This window comes from Francisella sp. AG1, assembly GCF_057683165.1.
In genome coordinates this window covers 2,035,357-2,057,795 of sequence record NZ_CM173135.1, presented here as the reverse complement: position 1 = coordinate 2,057,795, position 22,439 = coordinate 2,035,357, and the positions used below count along the sequence as shown (strand labels likewise).

The following is a 22,439-nucleotide window of genomic DNA, read 5'->3' as shown; positions in this document are numbered from 1 at the left end:
GTTCTCGAGTACATGACTCATTTAATCTTAACATAATACAACAAAATAGAGCTAATGAAAAAAATAATTGATATTTCATTAATTATTTTTTATTGATATGATATTTATATCTATTAAGGCTTAAAAATTATAATGCCAAAATTCAAAAAATCTCGGTTCTTTTCTCTTTTCCGTGGATTAACAAGTAAAGTATTTATTAGAATTAAATCTAAACATGTCTAGTCCCTCTGTATCTATTTTAATTCTTTGAAATAATTTTTTAGCGGACTTTAAACCGTATGTTCGTCTGGTCAAAACTTTTATTTTATTATTAAACCCTTCGACAAAGCCACTAGTATTACGAGAAATAAAATAATTAGTTATTTCATCAATATATTTTTCTAATGTAGTTATAAAACCATTAAAACAATTTAAATTAGATTTATTAACTCTATCAATCCAATGATTGATTTTTAATGTAGCATCTTGCTTAGTATGATGACTATCGAATATGCTACCTAATTCTCTGCTAAACTGATACGCAAGCTGTAATTTAGGAGAATATTCAAATAATTTATTTACAGCATCTTTCTCATCATCTGTAAAATAATCACGACCTTTAGTCAATATAAAAATAGCTTCTTTAAAAGATCTATACTGCTCATCAGAAAGCTTTCTCTTTAATCTCTTAAGTTCTGATTTACGGATATTTACAAGCTTTTTACGATATAGCTTAGCAACATGAAATGGCATCGTCAAGTTAACTAATTGTGGTGTAGAAAAGCACTTCCACTAAATTTTAGAAACAGTAAACCTCTTTGGATGCTTCTTGCCATATATTCATAGCCTCATCAAACTTAGTTCTTTGTGTTGCCCTAGAATGCAAATACCGACCTACTGGTACTGCAAATATATTTCTAACTTTACCCATAAGTGCTACTGTCCTTTGCAGTCCACCAGGTGATTTGAACTTTATCAGACTCTTCTCCTTTCTGCGTGTTGGTTGATGGGCATTTTCTACTCTATTATTTAAACCCTTATGTCTTCTGTGATCAGCTTTGGTCATGCACTTTATTGGCGTTGTATAACTATAGAGTTTATCTGTAACAATCACTCGTGGTGACGGGTAATAACCCAATAATCTAGTTAGAAAGCGTATTGCAGCCTTTTTATTCTTACGTTTCTGTAAGAATACATCTAATTCATGACCATTAGAGTCTACAGCTCTCCATAGTATAAACTTAACCCCATTCATTTTAATGATCATCTCATCTAGATGCCATTTATAGTTAATCCGATAGTTATTTGACAATAATGTTATAATATTTAGAAAAAATGTCATCATATAGCCAAGATTTCAGAGATATCGTAATAACTAAATATAAAGAAGGCCTAACAGACAAAGAGCTAAGTAATTTTTTTAATATAGATATCCGTACTACTAGATCTTGGATAAACTTATACGAGACAACTGGTGATTATAAATCTAAGCAAGGCTTGGGTTGCGGTAGAGTAGCAACCTTTACAGATAAGGAAGCGATAGAAAGCTACTTAAGAACATATCCAGATGCAATGGCTTTAGATATTAGAGAAGCATTAGCTCCTGAAATACCTAGAAGCACATTTTATGATTGTCTTACCAGACTTGGTTTTAGTTTTAAAAAAAGACACCTAAATATAAGCAAAGAAAAGAACAAGATAGGCAAAGTTTTATAGAGGTTGTTGAGACTATTGAACCTAACAAACTTGTATATTTAGATGAAATGGGTATGGATAATAAACAGTCTGTACTAAGAGGATGGTCTCTTGTTGGTAAACCTAGCTATGGTGAAGTTATTGCTTATCAAACTCAGAGAAAAAGTATAGTTGCTGGTTATAACTATTTAGAAAAGAAGATTATAGCACCGCTAGAGTATACTGGATATACAGATACTCAAATTCTTAATCAGTGGTTTGAAGAGCATTTATGTCCTGAGTTAATTCCAAAGACTACTGTTGTTATGGATAATGCTAGTTTTCATAAGTCTCCTAAATTGGCTAAAATAGCAGAGAAGTTTGATATACAGATACTATACCTTCCTACTTATTCTCCTGATTTAAATCCTATAGAAAAAATTTGGGCCAATTTTAAAAGAATTTTAAGAAAAGTAAATAATTCTTTTGATAATTTATCTGATGCTATTACTCACGTCTTTAGCATAATATTATCAGATTAACTATATCTGTAGGTTTAGGCTCTTTCTTTTTGATTACGTAAGCAAAAGATTTACCAAACTTATTGCTCCAAGCCCTTACTGTTTCGTAGCTGACGAGTATTCCTCTGTATCTTAGCATTTCTTCTACATCTCTATAGCTAGTATTGAACCTGTGATAAACCCATATTGCATAACTGATAATTTCTGCTGGATAACGATATCTTTTAGGCTTTTGAGTAAGCATAATAATATAAATTTTTTATAATTATACACTAGATGGAATTAAGGTCAGTTAACTTGACGATGCCCTAAATATGTCCATTATTTAATCTTGATTTTAGGTAAGGTATCCAAAAATGTCTGATAGGTATATCAAACATAATATCTAACTTTTCATCTATAGGCCAGAACCATGTATTAAGTGCAATATTTAAATCATAAGAGGTAACAGCATGCCAAAAACCTGCTGGGACAAACAAAGTATCTCCTTCCTGCATTTTAATATAGCTCCATTTAGCTGATTTAAACTTTTCATATTTGCTAAACTCTGGATTCTCCATATTTTCGTTATAAATAGATGTTTCTAGAGATTGGTATAATTTATCACTTTCTGATGGATGAAAAAGTATCCACTCCTTAACTCCATTGACTAAACTTAATATATTATCAAAAGGGTCGTAGTGGAGTTTTGTTGTGATATCTCCAGTATTGATCCATAAGTTTGATTCAACAATTCTATCTTTTTTAGTAATAAACTCTGGAATAACAAAATCTTTTTCTAAAATTGGTACAACTGGGTTACTACGCTTAAATATACCACGTGCGATGATTTGAGCCATCTGTAATGAGTATATATCATCAACTCTTTCATTTAATTGTGTTTTCATTCTATCCAATATCCATTTTAATGAATGTTTTTCTTTAATATTTGTAGTGTGGTTTTTTACTAACAATTTAGTATTCAAATTTAATTTTTTTTCAAAATATTCAAGAGACCAATTATTCATAAAATTATCTTTATTAAAAGTCCCTTTCATTAACACAGGTTTATGGTTATGAATACATTCCTTTATAACAGATGGTGAATCTGTTATTAAAATATTGTCTTCTCTGAATCTTTCCGATAAGTGGTTATATATGTTTTTCATATTTTCTGCAAATTATAATGTTGCCAATAGTTTATTTTATCAAAAAAAATCATCTTTTTCATAAAGAGGGCATCGTCAAGTTAACTGACCTTAATTCCATCTAGTGTATACCAATAAGGATTGAATGATTCTTTTACAATATCACCGATTAAGTTGATGAAATCATCATAATCATCATCTACATGCGCTTTATCTAAAGCGTTATAATAATCTATACTTTTTGAGTCAAAATAAAAAATGAATAAAGCATCAAAAAATATATAATTTCTACTATTTAACAAAAAATGTCAAAAAATGTATTTAACATCTTATTAATAATCTACATACATATTGATTTATTAACACTAATGGGTTAAATTTTAATTATATTGTTAAATCAGGTTTGCGAAAATGAGCTTAAAGTTATCACAATTATCAAATATTACTGGCATCAAAAGACATACTCTAAATGCTAGAGTTAATAATCTTTTCGAAAAAAAAGATTTGGAAAGAACTAATGGAAATCAAATCTTACTTTCTCCTTCACAAATTAAAAAAATAATTGCTGATGAAATAATATCTGAAAAAGGAAAAATTATATATATAGGAAATTTGAAAGGTGGTGTTGGAAAAACTACTATATCTTACCTTCTTTCTGATACCTTAAGTGAGATAGGACTTAAAGTTTGCTGTATTGACCTAGATGTCCAAGCAAACTTAACAAATCTTTTTTTTGATTGTAATTCTGAAATACCTGTATTTTATGATTTAATAGATGGCAATGCTAAAATATCCAATTTGGCAATTCAAGTTAAAGAAGAACTTGATGTAATACCTTCTTCTTTGAAAAATAGTCTTATAGAAAAAGCTCTTACCGTACAATCCCCCAAGCATCATCTAACTTGGTTTAACAAACTATGTATTAACTACCTAAGAAACACTTATGACGTTATACTTGTTGATACTCCTCCAAACCTAACTACTTTAAATTCAGTATTTTCTTTATCTCTTAAAAAGTCAGATAATATACTAATTCCTGTAAACCCTGAGGAATTTTCAATAATGGGTGTACAAATGTTTTTGGAAGATATTGCAGATATAAGAGAATCTTACCAAGTTAAAGAAGAACCTAAAATATCTATAATAATGAATAGGTTTTTTCAAAATCAAAGGACTAACTTAGAAGTATTAATGAAAATGAATAATATGTTTTCAAACTCATTATCAGAACTAATTATTAAAGATAGTGCCAAACTAAGAGAAGTTATAAACAAAAGAGAAAAGATAAAAGATATAAAGAATGCTAAAGCCCCACTATTAATATCGTAAGCAGAACACTTAAGTTCAATGGCTTCAGTAATATTTGTAGAATTTAAACCTCCTGCAAGAATTATATTTTTCTGATCAGTCATAAGATCCCAGTCAAAAGCTTTTCCTGTTCCTCCAGAATGTCCGTCTATTTTAGTATCTAAGAGATGATAATCAACATTATCAAAAAAATTAGGTATAGCTTTATCTACACCATAGGCTTTCCATATTTGACAATTTCTATGTATTTTAGATTTTAATATATTTATATAGCTTTGATCTTCGTTACCGTGTAGTTGAATAGCATTTAATTTCAGTCCATATGCCGTTCTCACTACATCTTTAATATCTGCATCAACAAAAACGCCTACATAATTTAAATTAACCTTTTTTGTAATTTGTTTTGCTATATCAAACTCTACATAGCGTGGTGATTTTTTCGCAAATATAAAGCCTCCATATACTGCTCCACTATTATAAGCTTTTTGAGCATTATCTATAGATGTTAAGCCACAAACTTTATTAAAACCATAAACTATCTTTCTTACAGCTAGCTCAAGGTTTCGTTCTCCCATAATAGAGCTTCCTATTAAAAATCCATTTACATACTTTCTAAGCTCTCTTACTTCTTGGTTTTTATAAATTCCAGATTCTGAAATAACAATAGTACCCTTAGGTACTTTTGGTGCTAACTGACGAGTAGTATTTAAATCTATGGATAAATCTCTAAGATTGCGATTATTTATACCAATAACTTTTGCTTTTAAATTTATAGCCCTTTGAAGCTCTTCTTCATTACTAGCCTCAGTAAGTATACCCATACCAAGACGATTAGCTATTTTTGATAATTTTTTATACTCTTGATCATCTAAAATAGAAAGCATCAACAGTATGGCATCTGCACCATAATATCTAGCTAAATATATCTGATACTCATCTACTATAAAATCTTTACAAAGGATTGGCTGTGTAACTTGGTTTCTGATAATTTCTAAATTTGCAAAACTACCCATAAAAAATTTTTCATCTGTTAAAACAGATATAGCATTAGCATAATTTTTATATACCGAAGCTATTTCATTCAAATCAAATTTTTTACGAATAAGTCCTTTAGACGGAGAACCTTTTTTACATTCAAGTATAAACACAGCTTTTTCTGCACTTAATGCTTCATAAAAATTTCTATCTGTTTTTATAATATTTTCTTTGAAAATATCTAGAGGAAATAATCTTTTTTTGGTAAAAAGCCATTCTTTTTTTGCTTCAACAATTTTTGCTAATATAGTTTCCATTTTATGTGATATTTTTTATATTTTAGATGATATTTTAAACCAAAAATTGTAAATATTGAACTTTTATATTTCTTATTAAAGATTAATGATTATATTTAAAATAGTTTTCTTAAAATCATTCTAGAAACTCAACATTTATCTCAACAAAATCTTCTATTGGATTATATCTATCAAAATCAGCTTTATAAGCTCTTTTTTTAGATGTGTCATCCCAAATATTTTGCCATTTTTCTATTACAGCATCTGGAAGTTCTCCTTCAACCTTATAAGTATCATGATTTAAATCAATCACTACTGAATTTAAACCTATAGGCGTATCAAAATTTTCTTTTACTTCATAACCAATTAAATATGTATATGGATCTGCATGATCACCTTCATATTGATAATATACAGATATTATATTTTGTGATAAGTTTTGTCCATCAAGGTATTCTAATACTTCACTATTAAAAAAAAGCTCCCAAGCTTCTTCTAATAAATCATTTCTATCATTTGATACTTTTGTTGATACTCCAACTACTTTCATACTATATTACCTAGTGAAACATTCTGCATAGCTAGATGGTATATCAAATGGAACTACATTACTATATTTCCAATCAATACTTTGCCATACTTTGTTTATAATTACATCCCGATTACACCCTGTACGGTAGTAACAATATCTTTTAGGATTTTTATAGTGATAGTCTTGATGGTAATTTTCGGCTTTATAAAAATGAGTGGAAGGTAATATTTCTGTATATACTTTTTTATCATGTTTCTTGAAGATTTCTTTGATATTTTGCGTAACTTTTTTCGCAATATTTTTTTGTTTATCATTCATATAATATATTGCTGATTGATACTGTTTTCCTTTATCGCAAAATTGTCCTTTAGAATCAGTTGGATCTATGCGACGATAGAAATATTCTACAAGATCTTTATAAGTTATTTTTGAAGAATCGTAGATAATTTCAACTGATTCTTTATAGTTTGTAACGCCAGCCGATACAGTTTTATAATCAGGGGCTTTTTTTAGCCCACCATCATACCCTGATATAACATCTATTATAGCATCATTACTAAGTTCATGATCTTTTTGAAAATACTCAAAATCCGATTCTAAGCACCAAAAACACCCTCCAGCAAATACTGCTTTTTGATATTTTACACTTTCACTAACTGCAAAAGTTAAGCTACTTACAAAAAGAAATACACTTAAAAATATTTTTTGCATAAAACCACTTATAATACCTATATATTTACGAGTATAACAAAATTTTCTATTTAGGGTGGTACTAGTTATAGTTAAATTTTATACTTTAAAGATATTAAAACTTACTCGATTTATATTAGGCTGGCTGAATTGTATCAACTTGATGAAATTGCTCAGGCAATTCAACACCTATCATTACACCCATAATAGTAGCTATTTCATTAGTGTCATTATGCCAAGCATGAGTAGCACCACGCTGAATAACTACACTACCAGGATCTAATATTAAATCTTGATCTCCAACAATCATAGTAACCTGCCCTCTTGAAACCATAATAAAATCAACTGTTGTTGTTGAATGATAAAACAAATCTCTGTAATCTGCAGGTTTCTCATTATCAAGTAAAGCGTCATATAATGGTTTAGTAGGTGGAATATCACTACGAAAAAAACGTAATTGCCCTGGTTTTAAATTAAAATTTTTATCTTCCATTTGTTGTGATGACTCAAGCATATCTAATGGTAATGCTTCACTAAAAAACATATCTGTAATATTATGGCCACCCAAATCCCAACCACTCTGAAATTTATCAGAAAAAATGTAAGAATCACCATTATCATCAATAGCCGTTTCTATAATACGTGTTTTAATCATTAATTAAAGACCTCTGTGTTATTAAAATGAATTTTCCTATAATATTAAGGAGCTTAATATCTCCTTAATGTTTAAAAAGTATAATTTATTGAGCTTAAATGAAGAACCGTTTATAATGAAAAGCACTGTTTCCAAATAGAAACAATTAAAGGTGAATTAATGTTACTAAATGAAATGGAAGTTTTTTATCAAATAATAAAACAAGGAAGCTTTTCTAAAGCTGCTGATAAATTAGGTGTTTCAAAATCATTTGTTAGCAAACATATAACAAAACTTGAAACAGATTTAAACTTACGCTTACTTACGCGTAGCACAAGACAATTAATATTAACCCAAGCTGGACAACAATTTTATATTTATTGTGAGCAAGTAGTTAATACAGCTCACGATGGGTATTCATCAATCCAATCTTTGCAAAAAAACCCTACGGGGAGTTTTAAAGTATCAGCTCCTCCTGCTATGGCACAAAATTTACTATTATCTGTGTTTAATGATTTTTTAAAACATTATCCTAATATTACTTTAAATTTAAAGTTAGAAAATCAACTAGTTAATCTATTGAAAGATAATTATGATTTATTAATACGAACAGCTCCTTTAGAGGACTCTAATTTTATTGCTCAAAGGATTTATACAGCGACTCAGGTTATTTGTGCAACAAAACAATATTTTGAAAAATATAGTGCTCCTATAATCCCAAAAGATTTAAATAACCACAACTGTGCAATCTATAGTAATTCACAACAAACAAAAAAACTCAAATTATTAAAAAACAATAATATAGAAAATATTTTAATTAGCGGGAATTTAGTAACAAATCAATTAGAATTTATTAAACATATGACTATCCATAGTCGATGTTTAGCTATATTGCCAGAATTTATGGTAAAAGATGAGTTAAAACAACAAACATTATTAAAATGTTTAACAGAATATAGGTTACCAGAACAGAATGTTTATGCTATTTATCCAGATAAAAAATTTATATTACCAACCTTAAATTTTTTTCTCCATAAATTGAAAGCTCATTTACATTCTAAATAAATTTATTTTTATATACTAAACGAAATTACTTTTTGGAGCGTTTGATAACATTCTCCACTATTTATTAAATTTAATATTTCTTGAGTATTTGCTTTTAAATCATCTTTTCCAAAAAGTTTCATAACCATCGCAACATTAACAGCAACAGCAACATTATGAGCTTTTTTACCTTCACCCAACAATATTTCCCTAGTTATAATTTTATTATCTAAAGGAGAGCCTCCTTTAATCTCAGAAATATTATATCTATCTATACCAAAATCTTCAGGTGTAACCATATATTCTTTTATTTTACATTTATCTAATTCTGCTATATATGTATTATCATGAATAGCAACCTCATCTAGGCCGCTTCCATAAACAATAAGTGCTTTATCTATACCTAACTTTATCAAAGTTTTTGCCATTGGCAAAATTAAATCTTTAGAATAAACTCCTATTAAAATTTTATTTGGTTTAGCTGGATTTATTAATGGCCCTAATATATTAAATATAGTTCTTGTTTTTAATGTAGCTCTAGCTTCTCTAACATATTTAAACCCTTCACTATAAAATGGGGCGAACAAAAATCCTAAGTTATTCTGTTCGATACATTCTTTAGTTTTTTGAGGGGAAAGCTCTATATTTACACCCAAAGATTCTAAAAGATCAAAAGATCCAGATTTACTTGATACACTCCTACCACCGTGCTTAGCCACCTTGTATCCGGCTGTAGCTGCTACTATCGCAGCTGTAGTAGATATATTTATAGTATTAAATCCATCACCTCCAGTACCTACTATATCAACTAAATCACTATCTATTTTTGGAAATATTTTAGCATTATCTACTAATGCTTGTGCTGCTGCTGCAATCTCTACTGGGGTTTCTTTTTTTAACTTAATAGCTGTTAATATACTAGTTTGTAATTCTAGCTCTATTTCACCTTTTATAAAATGATCAAATAATTTATAACTATCATCGTAACTTAAATCATTAGAATTATAGAGTTTATCTACTATAGTTTTCAGTTCATTCATTCTTGTACCCAATTAATTATATTGCTTAAAAGTTTAGATCCATGTATTGTCATAATTGATTCGGGATGAAATTGTAAACCACATATTTTATTTTTATCATCTACCACAGCCATAACTAAATCACTAGTTTCTGCCACAATATCTAATTCATTAGGTACTTTTATAGCAACTAATGAATGATATCTAGCTACAGTTAAAGGTGTATTTAAATCTTTAAATATAGGATGTTTATTATGCTTTACATATGCTATTTTACCGTGCATTATTTCATTGGAATGAGATATAATACCTCCATATGCCTCAACTATAGCTTGATGACCAAGACATATACCTACTATAGGAACTTTTCCTTTTAAACTATTTATTAAATCAACAATACATCCTGCATTTATTGGATTTCCTGGCCCAGGTGATATTACAACGACAGCATCTTCTGTTAACGTTATTTTTTCTAACAAATGTGCTAAAGGCACATCATTTCTATATACCTCAACTTTATTCCCTAGCACCTTAAACTCATCGACTAAGTTATAAGAAAAAGAATCAAAATTATCTATAAATATAATATTAGCCATTCAATCTATACCCCATGTACATTTTTTATAGCTGATATAACAGCTTGTGCTTTTGTTCTATTTTCCTCTGCTTCAGCTATAGGTATTGAATCTAATACAACTCCACCACCTGCTTGAATTTCTGCAATTTTATTTTCAACATAAGCAGAGCGAATAACTATACAACTATCTAAATCACCACACCCATTCATATAACCTACAGCTCCTCCATAACTACCCCTAGTTTGTTTTTCCATTTCTGAAATTAATTGCATAGCTTTTATTTTTGGAGCTCCAGTTAAAGTGCCCATGTTCATACAAGATTGATATGCATGAAGAACATCCAAATCATCTGCTAATTGGCCAACTACTCTAGATACTAGATGCATAACATGACTATACCTATCAACTCTCAATAAATCAGCCAAATATCGAGTACCTGTTTTAGATATTCTCGCAACATCATTTCTAGCTAAATCAACCAACATCATATGTTCAGCATTTTCTTTAGCATCTAATCTAAGCTCTAGCTCTATCCTACTATCTAAATCTAAATTTATACTTCCATCTGGATTTTTACCACGCTTTCGTGTGCCTGCAATAGGGTATATTTCAACTTGATTAGTAGCTTTTTTATATTTTAAAGCGCTCTCAGGAGATGCTCCAAAAAGTATAAAATCTTCATCTTGCATATAAAACATATAGGGGCTTGGATTTGTACGTTTAAGCTCTTTATATACCTCTAAAGAATTTTGACATGGCAAAAAGAAGCTTCTTGATGGTACAACTTGAAATATATCACCATCAGTTATATGAGATTTTAAATTATCTACTATATTACAAAAATCTTTATCATTAATAGATTCTTTAGGCTCTAAATTTTTATATTTATTAACCTTAGTCTTTATGTTTTCATTTATATTCAATTTTATAAAATCAATATTACTATCAAATTCTTTAATAAGAGAATTATTAAAACTATTAGTTTGAATAAAAGACTCTTGCTTCTGATGATCACTAATCAATATAGTGTCTGCTAAATAAAAAACATAATCAGGACATTTATTTTTACGCTTTACTTTACCTATATTTTCAAAAGATCCAACTACATCATAAGCAAAAAGACCTGCTAAAAATATACTATATTCATTAAGCACATCAAAGCTATTTTTTATACTCCTTAAAGCATCAAATACAGAGCTTTCCTTTAACTTATCATGCTCGTTAAGCTGACAGTTTATTATCTTTTCAAAAGTTAAGATTAATTGATTGTTTTCATACTTATATTTTATATTATCTTTTATATTTTCCTCAATTGCTTTTAAGGCAAACTCACCATTTTTAGACAACGGTTTTATAAATACATTATTTGCTATACATGAAACTCTTATAGCACTACTAAGTACCAATATACTTTTTAACTTATCTTTTGTATTTATCTCCGCAGATTCTAAAAGGATAGTATTTTTTTTATCAAAACATAAATTAATGAAGCATTTATTTAAATCTTCTTGATAATTTATTTTATGTATATGCGATGCTAAAAAAGTCTCTTTTTGATCAAACATTTACTCACCTATTTTAATTTTTACCAAATATTTTTTTTATTTTACTAGAGCAATCTTTTAAAAGATTTGAACATCTTGTTACTGTGCAAATACTTATCCCCAATTCTTTAGAAATTTCTCTTTGTGACTTAATTTTTCTTATTAGCTCTTTTGTTAATAAAACTCTTTTATCTAATTGTTCTATTTCTTCTTTTGTAAATAGAAACTCACAAATAATATTAATTTCTCTTGGATCAGTACTCTGTGCTAAAGTATTTACTAGTTCATTCCAACCTGGTTTATTTTTTTTCATTTATTTGAAAATAAATTTTATATTCTTGTAATGGTACATAGATACAAAATAAATAGCAATATTTTTTATTAAATATATAAATAAACCTGCAGATATATACTCTAGTTGACTTAGAATAATTACAGTTTAACTATTATTTGATTATTAAATAGTGCTAATAAATGTAAAATCTCGGGATTTTATCTAAGATTGCTGAGATATTTAATTTGTTTGCTTTAGGCTTTTTGATACAATTCGAGATCATTTAAATATTATCAAGTATTTCTGTATTTGCTACAACAAATAATTATAATCAGCTTCCAGCACCAAAGCACAAAGTAACTGCTTATATACAAGTTGATAACAGTAGACTTAGTAAACCAGTAGCTTTTGCTGATGATATAGCTAGACAAGGTTATAATACTATTTTTATTGCTTTTGGTTTATTTGATAAAGATAAAAAATCTTCGATTATGCTATATAATCCAAACAAAGTTAACTTTAATGCTTTTATTAATGAGTTACATTTCTTTGGCTATCGTTTTATGCCAAGATTTACTAAATTAGATCAAAAAGCTAAAATCAACTTAGTCTCTTTTGATAAGATAGAAACTTATGAGAAGTATACTGTCAAACCATCGAAGCAGGTTAATACTAAGCTCATAATAAAGGAGTGGGATAATATTCTTAGGATTTTAACCACTCTTGGACTTAAGAAAAACACCCAAAGCCATATAGTTAGAAAGTTATAGTTAATCCGATAGTTATTTGACAATAATGTTATAATATTTAGAAAAAATGTCATCATATAGCCAAGATTTCAGAGATATCGTAATAACTAAATATAAAGAAGGCCTAACAGACAAAGAGCTAAGTAATTTTTTTAATATAGATATCCGTACTACTAGATCTTGGATAAACTTATACGAGACAACTGGTGATTATAAATCTAAGCAAGGCTTGGGTTGCGGTAGAGTAGCAACCTTTACAGATAAGGAAGCGATAGAAAGCTACTTAAGAACATATCCAGATGCAATGGCTTTAGATATTAGAGAAGCATTAGCTCCTGAAATACCTAGAAGCACATTTTATGATTGTCTTACCAGACTTGGTTTTAGTTTTAAAAAAAGACACCTAAATATAAGCAAAGAAAAGAACAAGATAGGCAAAGTTTTATAGAGGTTGTTGAGACTATTGAACCTAACAAACTTGTATATTTAGATGAAATGGGTATGGATAATAAACAGTCTGTACTAAGAGGATGGTCTCTTGTTGGTAAACCTAGCTATGGTGAAGTTATTGCTTATCAAACTCAGAGAAAAAGTATAGTTGCTGGTTATAACTATTTAGAAAAGAAGATTATAGCACCGCTAGAGTATACTGGATATACAGATACTCAAATTTTTAATCAGTGGTTTGAAGAGCATTTATGTCCTGAGTTAATTCCAAAGACTACTGTTGTTATGGATAATGCTAGTTTTCATAAGTCTCCTAAATTGGCTAAAATAGCAGAGAAGTTTGATATACAGATACTATACCTTCCTGCTTATTCTCCTGATTTAAATCCTATAGAAAAAATTTGGGCCAATTTTAAAAGAATTTTAAGAAAAGTAAATAATTCTTTTGATAATTTATCTGATGCTATTACTCACGTCTTTAGCATAATATTATCAGATTAACTATAATTGCAACAAAGCATAGTCATTGCTATTCTAGATAAAAATAACTGACTTATCGGCTTATTATGAATCAACCTGAAATAAAATATTTAAAAGACTATAAACCGAGCAACTATCTTATAGAAGAGACAAATCTGACATTTGAACTTGATGCATCTAAAACTATAGTAACAGCAAAGTTACATATTATAGCAAACCCTAAGAATCGAGAAAATAATAGACTAATTTTGGATGGAGTAGGTTTAAAATTATTAGTGATAAAGATAGATGATAAAGAGCTTGCAGAAACAGAATTTATAACTAATGAAAATCAACTAATTATTGATGATGCGCCGACTGATTTTATTTTATATACAGTTGTTGAGATTAACCCAGCTATGAACACTTCTTTAGAAGGTTTGTATAAATCTGGAGAGGTTTTTTGTACTCAGTGTGAGGCAACAGGATTTAGAAATATTACCTATTATATAGATAGGCCTGATGTTATGGCTTCTTTCACTGTTAAAATTATTGCGGATAAACAAAAATACCCTGTGATTCTTTCAAATGGAGATAAAATTGACTCAGGAAATATTTCAGATTCTCGACATTTTGCGACATGGAAAGACCCTTTTAAAAAGCCTTGTTATTTATTTGCTCTTGTAGCGGGAGATTTGGCAAGTATAAAAGATACATATATTACAAAATCAAAACGTAAAGTTAATCTTGAGATTTATGCATTCAAACAAGATATTGATAAATGTCATTATGCGATGCAGTCTGTTAAAGACTCAATGAAATGGGATGAGGATAGGTTCAATCTAGAATATGATTTAGATACATTTATGATTGTTGCTGTACCAGATTTTAATGCCGGTGCAATGGAAAATAAAGGTCTAAATATTTTTAATACCAAATATATTATGACTAGTGATAAAACTGCTACTGATAAAGATTTTGAGTTAGTCCAAAGTGTTGTAGGCCATGAGTACTTTCATAATTGGACGGGAGATAGGGTGACATGCAGAGACTGGTTTCAATTAAGTTTAAAAGAGGGGTTAACCGTATTTAGAGATCAAGAATTTACCTCTGATTTGAACTCAAGAGATGTAAAGCGTATTGATGATGTTCGTATAATTAGAAGTGCTCAGTTTGCCGAAGATGCTAGTCCGATGTCTCATCCTATTCGCCCTGATTCATATATTGAGATGAACAATTTTTATACTGTTACGGTTTATCATAAAGGTGCAGAAATAATTAGAATGATTCATACTTTGTTAGGCGAGGATGGATTTCAAAAAGGTATGAAACTTTATTTTGAAAGACATGATGGTCAGGCAGTTACTTGTGATGATTTTGTTAATGCTATGGCAGATGCAAATAATCGTGATTTTAGCTTATTTAAAAGATGGTATAGTCAATCAGGTACACCAAGTATTGGAGTTTCCGAGAGTTATAATGCAGAAAGTCAAACTTATAGTTTGACCTTGGAGCAAAATACACCAGTAACAGCAGACCAACAAGATAAACAAGTATTACATATACCAATTAAAATGGGTCTTATCACTCCAGATGGTAAGAATATTGCAGAACAAGTTATTGAGCTTAAAGAACAAAAACAAACGTATACTTTTAATAATATTTCAGCAAAACCTATAGCTTCTCTATTTAGAGATTTTTCTGCGCCAGTAAAACTAGAATATAAGCTTTTTGAAGAAGAGCTATTGCATATAGTTAAGTACGATAATAATGCCTTTAATCGTTGGGATTCATTACAGCAGTTAGCTACTAATATTATATTAAATAATAGTGATGTAAATAATGATTTTCTAAATGCATTTAAATCAATATTGCATGATGAAAATTTAGATAAAGCTTTAATTAGTGATGCTTTAGCCATTCCTGATGAGTCAACAATTGCCGAAGCAATGCCATTTATTATGGTTGATGATATTGTGAAATCCCGCAAAAAAGTTGTAAATCAATTAGCAGATAAACTAAAAGATGATTGGTTAGCAATTTATCAAGAGTGCTGCGATAATAAGCCATATAGTCTATTAGCTCAGCAGATAGCCCAGCGAAAGTTAAAAGGTGTTTGCTTATATTATTTGATGAATGCTAGTGACCAAAAAGTAGGTACAGATTTAGCTTGGCAGTTATTTGATAATGCTGATAATATGACAGATCAACAAACGGCCTTTTCAGCCCTATTACAATCTAATGATAAGCAGGTTCGTGATAAGGTTATTAGTGAGTTTTATAAACGCTGGAAAAATGAGGATTTAGTTGTAAATAAATGGCTAGTATCTCAAGCTCAAATCTCTTATGAGTCAGCTTTAGATATAGTTAAAAACTTAGTTAGTCATCCAGCATACAATGCTAAAAACCCTAATAAAGTTTATTCATTAATAGGTGGTTTTGGTGCTAATTTTTCTCAATATCATAATAAAAATGGTTTAGGTTATGTTTTTATGGCTAATATGGTGCTAGAGCTTGATAAAACTAATCATCAAGTTGCAGCTAGATTAGCTCGTAATCTAATGAGTTGGAAGCGATATGACTCTGATAGACAAACTATGATGAAACAAGCTCTTCAAAAAATCAAAGCTTCAAATCCTAGTAAGAACGTCTTTGAAATTGTTACTAAAAGTCTAAGGTCATAAAATTAACTAAAATATAAAAATGCTATTGGTTTAAAATACTTAGCTTATATGATATTAATAGTAGTATTTAGTCATCTCTAGGTGAAAAGGGTCAACATAAATTAAATGAAATATTTAGTGTAATTAGAGATTATTAGTTACCTAAGTAAGCTTTTTCTTTTTAGAAATATTTTAGGGACTTTAACTTTTTTGCAACGCAAATATTCAGCTATATTTTTACCTAAGCAGTCATATGATGATGTACTTGCGGCACCTTTGCCAAGTATCCCTCTTAGGAGGAAATGTACAGTATATATATTTTGAAATTCTACCCGTTCAATTATACCATCTATGTCATCATCACCTAATAATCCTCTAATTCTATCAATAGTCAAGAATGTTCTTAACCATTCCCATTCATCTGCTTCTGTTACAAAAAAACCAATATTGGCATTTGTAAACTTATCGCCTGATCTAGCATAAATTATACGACCTAGAGGTATTTCTTCGGTCTCACCAAACCTATTTTGATCAAAAGCTTCCCCTGATTCGTAAGATTCTATTGGGTATTTACCATTATATAGTTAATCCGATAGTTATTTGACAATAATGTTATAATATTTAGAAAAAATGTCATCATATAGCCAAGATTTCAGAGATATCGTAATAACTAAATATAAAGAAGGCCTAACAGACAAAGAGCTAAGTAATTTTTTTAATATAGATATCCGTACTACTAGATCTTGGATAAACTTATACGAGACAACTGGTGATTATAAATCTAAGCAAGGCTTGGGTTGCGGTAGAGTAGCAACCTTTACAGATAAGGAAGCGATAGAAAGCTACTTAAGAACATATCCAGATGCAATGGCTTTAGATATTAGAGAAGCATTAGCTCCTGAAATACCTAGAAGCACATTTTATGATTGTCTTACCAGACTTGGTTTTAGTTTTAAAAAAAGACACCTAAATATAAGCAAAGAAAAGAACAAGATAGGCAAAGTTTTATAGAGGTTGTTGAGACTATTGAACCTAACAAACTTGTATATTTAGATGAAATGGGTATGGATAATAAACAGTCTGTACTAAGAGGATGGTCTCTTGTTGGTAAACCTAGCTATGGTGAAGTTATTGCTTATCAAACTCAGAGAAAAAGTATAGTTGCTGGTTATAACTATTTAGAAAAGAAGATTATAGCACCGCTAGAGTATACTGGATATACAGATACTCAAATTTTTAATCAGTGGTTTGAAGAGCATTTATATCCTGAGTTAATTCCAAAGACTACTGTTGTTATGGATAATGCTAGTTTTCATAAGTCTCCTAAATTGGCTAAAATAGCAGAGAAGTTTGATATACAGATACTATACCTTCCTGCTTATTCTCCTGATTTAAATCCTATAGAAAAAATTTGGGCCAATTTTAAAAGAATTTTAAGAAAAGTAAATAATTCTTTTGATAATTTATCTGATGCTATTACTCACGTCTTTAGCACAATATTATCAGATTAACTATATTATTTTAACTCAGTTAGAGATTCCTTTAGAGAGTATTGAATATCTAGCAAGTCAGTTACAACAACATCAAACCTTTATACTAAACCCTGCTCCTGCTAAAGAGTTACCAGAGAGGTTGTTTAAAAAGATAGATATTTTAACACCTAATGAGACCGAGGCTTCTATTCTCTCAGGGATTAAGATTACAAATATTGAAACAGCAAAGCTAGCAGCAAAAAAAATACATCAAAAAGGTGTCAATACAGTCATTATAACGTTAGGGGAGCTAGGTGCTTTATTATCTAAAAAAGGTGAGCAAGAGCAAAAAATTTTTCCTGCTAAAAAAGTAGATGTAGTTGACACAACGGCTGCTGGAGATACATTCAATGGAGTCTTGGCTTTTTGTTTGGATAAAAAACTATCTATAGAAAAGTCGATTGAGATAGCGAATATAGCTTCAGCGCTAGCTGTAACTGTAGTTGGAGCTGAAAATTCTGCACCAACTTTAGCAAAATTGAACTCAAACTTAGTTGAAAAAATTTAAAATAAGGAAACATTTAAATGGTTTTATTACATTCATATAGTGTTGCGGTATTTTTTTGCATAATAACGATGTTATGCTGGGGCTCTTGGGCTAATACTCAAAAACTGTCTACAAAAGAATGGCATTTTCAACAATTTTATTGGGATTATGCTTTAGGGATTTTAATAGTATCTTTTATTTTAGCTATAACAATGGGAAGTTTTGGCTCAGAAGGCAGACCTTTTTTTACTGACATATCTCAAGCTTCTAGCGAAAGTTTTATATACGCATTTACAGGAGGTATAGTCTTTAATTTAGCTAATATATTGCTTGTAACAGCAATAGATATAGCGGAAATGTCTGTAGCATTTCCTTTAGCTATAGGATTAGCTTTAGTTATCGGGGTAATTACAAACTACATAACTACTCCTATAGGTCAGCCGATAGTATTGATTGTAGGAGTATTAAGCGTACTTATAGCAATTATTATTGATGCAATTATTTATAAAAGAATCTCTAATGATAAAAATAAAAATATGTTAAAAGGATTTATAGTTTCTATTATTTCAGGTATTTTAATAGGCTTTTTTTATAAAGTCAATTTCTGCTGATTTTAGTGCTCCTCAAGTTGGTTTAATGACACCTTATACAGCAAGTTTTATTTTTGCTTTAGGTATTTTTATCTCCAACTTTATATTTAATGGTTGGATGATTAAATTTCCAATATCTGGTCAAAGACTTAATTTTAAAGATTATTTTCTGAAAGGTACACCATGGTTACATACTATAGGTATTTTAGGCGGGATTATTTGGGGGTATTTATATGGAAAGAATTTGCTAAAGCTCCTAAAGGAACTAACAAACTGATTTTTTTAATGTTTGTGACATATATTTTGGGTTTAACAATTATTGTTTTAGCTAAAAATATTTAATTTTTTTACAATGGAATATGCTATTATAATTTTTTTGTATGAATAATTGAACTATAAGGTGAAGAATGTATAGAAGAAAGCGCTTGGGACTGTCTTGTATATTAGTAGCAACGAGTATAGCTAGCTCATATGCTGGTTGTAAAATTGATGATGTTAATACTAAAGGTATTGTATTTGAATGTGATACCTCAACTAATATGGTTGAAAATAAGATCAGTTTTAGTCTACCTGATGGAGCATATGTATCTTCAGCAGGAAGTAGTGATTTTAAAGCAATATCAACACAGAATGGTAATAGAGTCAGTTTATCTCTTTATGGTTGGCAAGGTCAAGATTTTGTAACAATTCCAAATAAAATTGAAACTATTAATATCCAAAGGCAATCTCCATGGGGAGCTAATATTACAGATGTTACAATTGGTGATTCACCAGTATCAGAGAAAGGAGAGCTTAAAGCAACTTTATCGAGTGATAGTGATGCAATACCGGCTAATACTGAAGTGACATTAAAATCATCAACAACAACTCTAACTAAGACTTGGTCAGAACTAAGTTCAGTTCAAGGAATATCTTTGAATGTTGGAAGCTATATAATTTCAGCAGAAGTAGATGGTGCAATGGTTAGGTTTGATCCGGCAACAGTTACAATTACTAAGGATAGTGTAGCTAATATTACAGCAGATTATACAGCTTCACCATCAGTGGCTAAAACAGGCCAAATAGTATTAAAAAATAATACTAAAAACGCTATAAGTTTACAGTTTAAAATTTCAAGTAAAGATTCAGAAGTTAAAAACAGCATATCTGAAAATATAAAGTTAGAACCAAAGCAATCCAAGATATATAGTTTTTGTAAATCCTGGTGGATACCTGCACCAATAAGCTCAGCAGGAATACTTATAGTTGCGGGAAGTAAATGTAAAGGTAATGATCCTAATACAGGATCATCGTTAACAGGAAGCCCTGAGAGTGTAAGCGATGTAGAGACAACTTATACAGCATCAATAAATAGTGATAGCCAAATGAAGTTATTTACGGGCGATTCAGGTGAGATAGTTAATTTAGAGAATGGCTATGATTTAAATATAGACACTAAAAGTTTGTCACTCAAAGCTGCAATAACTCTCCACCCTAGTGATGAGGTTGTTCAGAATTCTAATCAAACATATGATATTGAAGCAGATCAAGGAAGTTTTATTATACCAGCAGTTAGTGAAGGTCTTGAGTTATATAGCGATTTCTCTAATCTGAAATTTAGTGGAAATTATAGTTATTCTGGAAATATTGCAACAAAAAAACCTTTTAGTCAGCTAGAGTTTAATAATAAAGCAGTTTATACTATTTCTAAACCTAAATCTCAAGATAGTGTAGATATTACAGTATCACAGAAAGACTTATCTGCATTGCATATAAATGGTTGGCCTAGTCATGTGGCTATGGGCTCTGTCATGGATTTTAGTAATCAATCACTATCTGAAACTATCGAAAGAAAAGATCAGATTGATGCATTGTTTAGATATGCAGGACTTGATGGCGGTGGAGATAATGGTAAGGACCCTATTTCAATATTTAATAGTGGACCAACTAAGCGCCTAGTTAGTGAATCAAAGAGCCTATTTGATAGTTATGGTAAAACGGCTATTCCAGTTACAGTAATTTATACTACAAATGCTTCTGGGGGATCACAAATTGAGGCTGAAAAACAAGTAACTGATGAAAACTTATTAACTAAACATCTAGCTTTTTTAGCGATAGCTGCAAACTATTTACAGAATAATCCAATTGGTGTTAATAATAGTGGTACAACAGTTAGAGGATCAATTGTATTAAATCCTGATACATATGGTGAGGGCAATAAAGATCATTACTATAAAAATGTAGTTACGCCAATAAATAGTGCTTTGCTTGATATGATTGATTATCTACAGGTAAATAAGATCATCACAGATGATAACGTTATAAGCCAAGCAAAAGCTAATATTGAAAGATTGTTTCCTAGTGATACCGGAACAAATTTTAAAACATATAATCAGGCTTTAAACTGGATAGTACATACGTTTGCTCCTGATGTGAGTTATGGTTTTGCTGATAATGTTTGGGCAGGAGATGCTTCTGGACATGGATGGTTGCATCAAACTAATTATCAACCAACATCTTTACAGAACCATATTGATAAAGAGGGTAAGTATCTAGTTGAGAATGGTGTCTATGGTAATAGTGGGGATTACCCTAATCCAACATTTGTGGCTTTTGATAAATATGAGCGTAATACATTTGGTAGTATTCCAGGTATTGATATTAATAATAACCCTTGGGCTCCTTATTTTTATAGTATGAATGATTGGTCTGTATATCTGCAGTATGTAGGAGGAGTTAGTAAATATTTACAACAACATCAAGATAATCAAACAGTACCAGTAATGTTATTTCAAATTCCAGGAGGTCATATTCCTACTTCTCAAGAGATGGATAACTGGAAATATGGTGCAACGGCACCTGATTATTTTTTAGGTGATAGAGATGTTTGTAGTCAAAGTGATGTACTTAGCTCAGCAGTTGCAAATTATCTTGGAAATACATTATCAATTTTATATGGAGATACAAATACCTCTAGATATAAAACATATCTGGATTATTTATATCAACCAGTTACTAATATAAATACATATGATGGTCTTAAAAATACTGCAGTGAGTTGTTTAACAGGTGGACATATGGCTGATTTAGTTTCAAACAATGTATTTGCAATAATGTGGGGTGGTGGAAGTACGTCATCAATAGCAGGTCCAGGACCACAAAATGATAATGGTTATCTTGCTAACTTGATAAGTAGATCTACTAATTATATGTTTGATAGTTCTATTAGCTAATTTTGCTAAGTAATACTAATATTAATTATTCTGAGCTGTATATATTTTAGGTTTAATGTTCGTTCTTTAGCTAGAAATATTTGTAACTATTGTTCCTTAGATCTT

At 29.8% G+C, this 22,439-nt stretch carries 22 protein-coding genes and 1 pseudogene; 10 read left to right on the top strand and 13 right to left on the bottom strand.

All coding sequences use genetic code 11. The features are described 5' to 3' along the window. Positions 1 to 177 precede the first annotated feature (177 nt). Together ACR0PV_RS10740 and ACR0PV_RS10735 are read right to left on the bottom strand one after the other, a co-directional pair. A complete protein-coding gene (locus ACR0PV_RS10740; protein WP_488173030.1) occupies positions 178 to 732 on the bottom strand; it encodes an ISL3 family transposase in 555 nt (184 codons plus the stop codon). Between the two features lie 46 nt (positions 733 to 778). Then, positions 779 to 1,324, bottom strand: a complete 546-nt coding sequence (locus tag ACR0PV_RS10735) for an IS6 family transposase (RefSeq protein WP_488173029.1) — start codon at positions 1,322 to 1,324, stop codon at positions 779 to 781. Between ACR0PV_RS10735 and ACR0PV_RS10730 the strand changes: the two genes are divergently transcribed. Beyond that, positions 1,315 to 2,195, top strand: a protein-coding gene (locus ACR0PV_RS10730; protein WP_488173028.1) for an IS630 family transposase whose coding sequence is annotated in 2 segments (ribosomal slippage) — positions 1,315 to 1,639 and positions 1,639 to 2,195 — 882 coding nt in all. Because the reading frame shifts where the segments join, the coding sequence is not laid out codon by codon here. The genes ACR0PV_RS10735 and ACR0PV_RS10730 overlap by 10 nt on opposite strands. Here the strand turns inward: ACR0PV_RS10730 and ACR0PV_RS10725 are convergent. Together ACR0PV_RS10725 and ACR0PV_RS10720 are read right to left on the bottom strand one after the other, a co-directional pair. Continuing rightward, positions 2,173 to 2,418: a hypothetical protein gene (locus ACR0PV_RS10725; RefSeq protein WP_488173027.1), complete on the bottom strand. Its 246-nt coding sequence runs from the start codon at positions 2,416 to 2,418 to the stop codon at positions 2,173 to 2,175. The genes ACR0PV_RS10730 and ACR0PV_RS10725 overlap by 23 nt on opposite strands. A 64-nt stretch (positions 2,419 to 2,482) precedes the next feature. Next, positions 2,483 to 3,322 carry a cupin-like domain-containing protein gene (locus ACR0PV_RS10720; protein ID WP_488173026.1) on the bottom strand — a complete coding sequence of 280 codons (840 nt, stop codon included), beginning with the start codon at positions 3,320 to 3,322 and terminating at the stop codon, positions 2,483 to 2,485. Positions 3,323 to 3,712: 390 nt separating this feature from the next. Between ACR0PV_RS10720 and ACR0PV_RS10715 the strand changes: the two genes are divergently transcribed. Further along, entirely contained in the window at positions 3,713 to 4,630 is a 918-nt protein-coding gene (locus tag ACR0PV_RS10715) for a ParA family protein (protein ID WP_488173025.1), read from the top strand. Here the strand turns inward: ACR0PV_RS10715 and trpCF are convergent. The 4 genes and pseudogenes from trpCF to ACR0PV_RS10695 all read right to left on the bottom strand — a co-directional run. After that, positions 4,612 to 5,901 (bottom strand): annotated as a pseudogene (gene trpCF, locus ACR0PV_RS10710) (bifunctional indole-3-glycerol-phosphate synthase TrpC/phosphoribosylanthranilate isomerase TrpF); the annotation flags it as partial. The gene ACR0PV_RS10715 and the pseudogene trpCF overlap by 19 nt on opposite strands. Positions 5,902 to 6,016: 115 nt before the next feature. After that, positions 6,017 to 6,430, bottom strand: a complete 414-nt coding sequence (locus ACR0PV_RS10705; protein WP_488173024.1) for a GyrI-like domain-containing protein — start codon at positions 6,428 to 6,430, stop codon at positions 6,017 to 6,019. 6 nt (positions 6,431 to 6,436) lie between these two features. Then, positions 6,437 to 7,123: a peptide-methionine (S)-S-oxide reductase MsrA gene (msrA, locus tag ACR0PV_RS10700; RefSeq protein ID WP_488173023.1), complete on the bottom strand. Its 687-nt coding sequence runs from the start codon at positions 7,121 to 7,123 to the stop codon at positions 6,437 to 6,439. Between the two features lie 115 nt (positions 7,124 to 7,238). Continuing rightward, positions 7,239 to 7,757, bottom strand: a complete 519-nt coding sequence (locus tag ACR0PV_RS10695) for a cupin domain-containing protein (protein WP_488173022.1) — start codon at positions 7,755 to 7,757, stop codon at positions 7,239 to 7,241. 159 nt (positions 7,758 to 7,916) lie between these two features. On the opposite strand from ACR0PV_RS10695, the gene ACR0PV_RS10690 reads away from it, so the two are divergent. Next, positions 7,917 to 8,801 carry a LysR family transcriptional regulator gene (locus tag ACR0PV_RS10690; protein WP_488173021.1) on the top strand — a complete coding sequence of 295 codons (885 nt, stop codon included), beginning with the start codon at positions 7,917 to 7,919 and terminating at the stop codon, positions 8,799 to 8,801. Positions 8,802 to 8,809: 8 nt separating this feature from the next. Here the strand turns inward: ACR0PV_RS10690 and trpD are convergent, their stop codons facing one another. From trpD to ACR0PV_RS10670, 4 genes are read right to left on the bottom strand one after another with little or no spacing between them, the layout of a single operon-like run. Further along, positions 8,810 to 9,820, bottom strand: a complete 1,011-nt coding sequence (gene trpD, locus ACR0PV_RS10685; RefSeq protein WP_488173020.1) for an anthranilate phosphoribosyltransferase — start codon at positions 9,818 to 9,820, stop codon at positions 8,810 to 8,812. After that, on the bottom strand, positions 9,817 to 10,395 hold the full coding sequence (locus tag ACR0PV_RS10680) for an aminodeoxychorismate/anthranilate synthase component II (RefSeq protein WP_488173019.1): 579 nt from the start codon (positions 10,393 to 10,395) through the stop codon (positions 9,817 to 9,819). The genes trpD and ACR0PV_RS10680 overlap by 4 nt, the downstream gene beginning before the upstream one ends. 5 nt (positions 10,396 to 10,400) lie before the next feature. Continuing rightward, entirely contained in the window at positions 10,401 to 11,942 is a 1,542-nt protein-coding gene (locus tag ACR0PV_RS10675; protein WP_488173018.1) for an anthranilate synthase component 1, read from the bottom strand. A gap of 13 nt (positions 11,943 to 11,955) precedes the next feature. Then, positions 11,956 to 12,234 carry a Trp family transcriptional regulator gene (locus ACR0PV_RS10670; RefSeq protein WP_488173017.1) on the bottom strand — a complete coding sequence of 93 codons (279 nt, stop codon included), beginning with the start codon at positions 12,232 to 12,234 and terminating at the stop codon, positions 11,956 to 11,958. A 452-nt stretch (positions 12,235 to 12,686) separates the two neighbouring features. Between ACR0PV_RS10670 and ACR0PV_RS10665 the strand changes: the two genes are divergently transcribed. The 3 genes from ACR0PV_RS10665 to pepN all read left to right on the top strand — a co-directional run bounded on the left by ACR0PV_RS10665 (position 12,687) and on the right by pepN (position 16,534). Further along, positions 12,687 to 12,965 (top strand): Tn3 family transposase, encoded by a 279-nt coding sequence (locus ACR0PV_RS10665; protein WP_488173016.1) that lies wholly within the window; start codon positions 12,687 to 12,689, stop codon positions 12,963 to 12,965. Between the two features lie 46 nt (positions 12,966 to 13,011). After that, a protein-coding gene (locus tag ACR0PV_RS10660) for an IS630 family transposase (protein WP_488172186.1) occupies positions 13,012 to 13,892 on the top strand; the annotation gives its coding sequence in 2 pieces (ribosomal slippage) (positions 13,012 to 13,336 and positions 13,336 to 13,892; 882 coding nt in all). 65 nt (positions 13,893 to 13,957) lie between these two features. Continuing rightward, on the top strand, positions 13,958 to 16,534 hold the full coding sequence (pepN, locus tag ACR0PV_RS10655; protein ID WP_488173015.1) for an aminopeptidase N: 2,577 nt from the start codon (positions 13,958 to 13,960) through the stop codon (positions 16,532 to 16,534). A 137-nt stretch (positions 16,535 to 16,671) separates the two neighbouring features. Here the strand turns inward: pepN and ACR0PV_RS10650 are convergent, their stop codons facing one another. Beyond that, positions 16,672 to 17,016 carry an AtuA-related protein gene (locus ACR0PV_RS10650; RefSeq protein ID WP_488174004.1) on the bottom strand — a complete coding sequence of 115 codons (345 nt, stop codon included), beginning with the start codon at positions 17,014 to 17,016 and terminating at the stop codon, positions 16,672 to 16,674. Between the two features lie 127 nt (positions 17,017 to 17,143). On the opposite strand from ACR0PV_RS10650, the gene ACR0PV_RS10645 reads away from it, so the two are divergent. From ACR0PV_RS10645 to ACR0PV_RS10630, 4 genes are all read left to right on the top strand, one after another. Further along, a protein-coding gene (locus tag ACR0PV_RS10645) for an IS630 family transposase (protein WP_488172542.1) occupies positions 17,144 to 18,024 on the top strand; the annotation gives its coding sequence in 2 pieces (ribosomal slippage) (positions 17,144 to 17,468 and positions 17,468 to 18,024; 882 coding nt in all). Beyond that, positions 17,984 to 18,553, top strand: a complete 570-nt coding sequence (locus ACR0PV_RS10640) for a PfkB family carbohydrate kinase (RefSeq protein WP_488173014.1) — start codon at positions 17,984 to 17,986, stop codon at positions 18,551 to 18,553. Before ACR0PV_RS10645 ends, ACR0PV_RS10640 begins: the two co-directional genes overlap by 41 nt. A 17-nt stretch (positions 18,554 to 18,570) precedes the next feature. Next, positions 18,571 to 19,143 (top strand): hypothetical protein, encoded by a 573-nt coding sequence (locus tag ACR0PV_RS10635; protein ID WP_488173013.1) that lies wholly within the window; start codon positions 18,571 to 18,573, stop codon positions 19,141 to 19,143. 386 nt (positions 19,144 to 19,529) lie between these two features. Next, positions 19,530 to 22,334, top strand: coding sequence for a hypothetical protein (locus ACR0PV_RS10630; protein WP_488173012.1), 2,805 nt, complete (start codon positions 19,530 to 19,532; stop codon positions 22,332 to 22,334). The last annotated feature ends 105 nt before the right edge of the window (positions 22,335 to 22,439 follow it).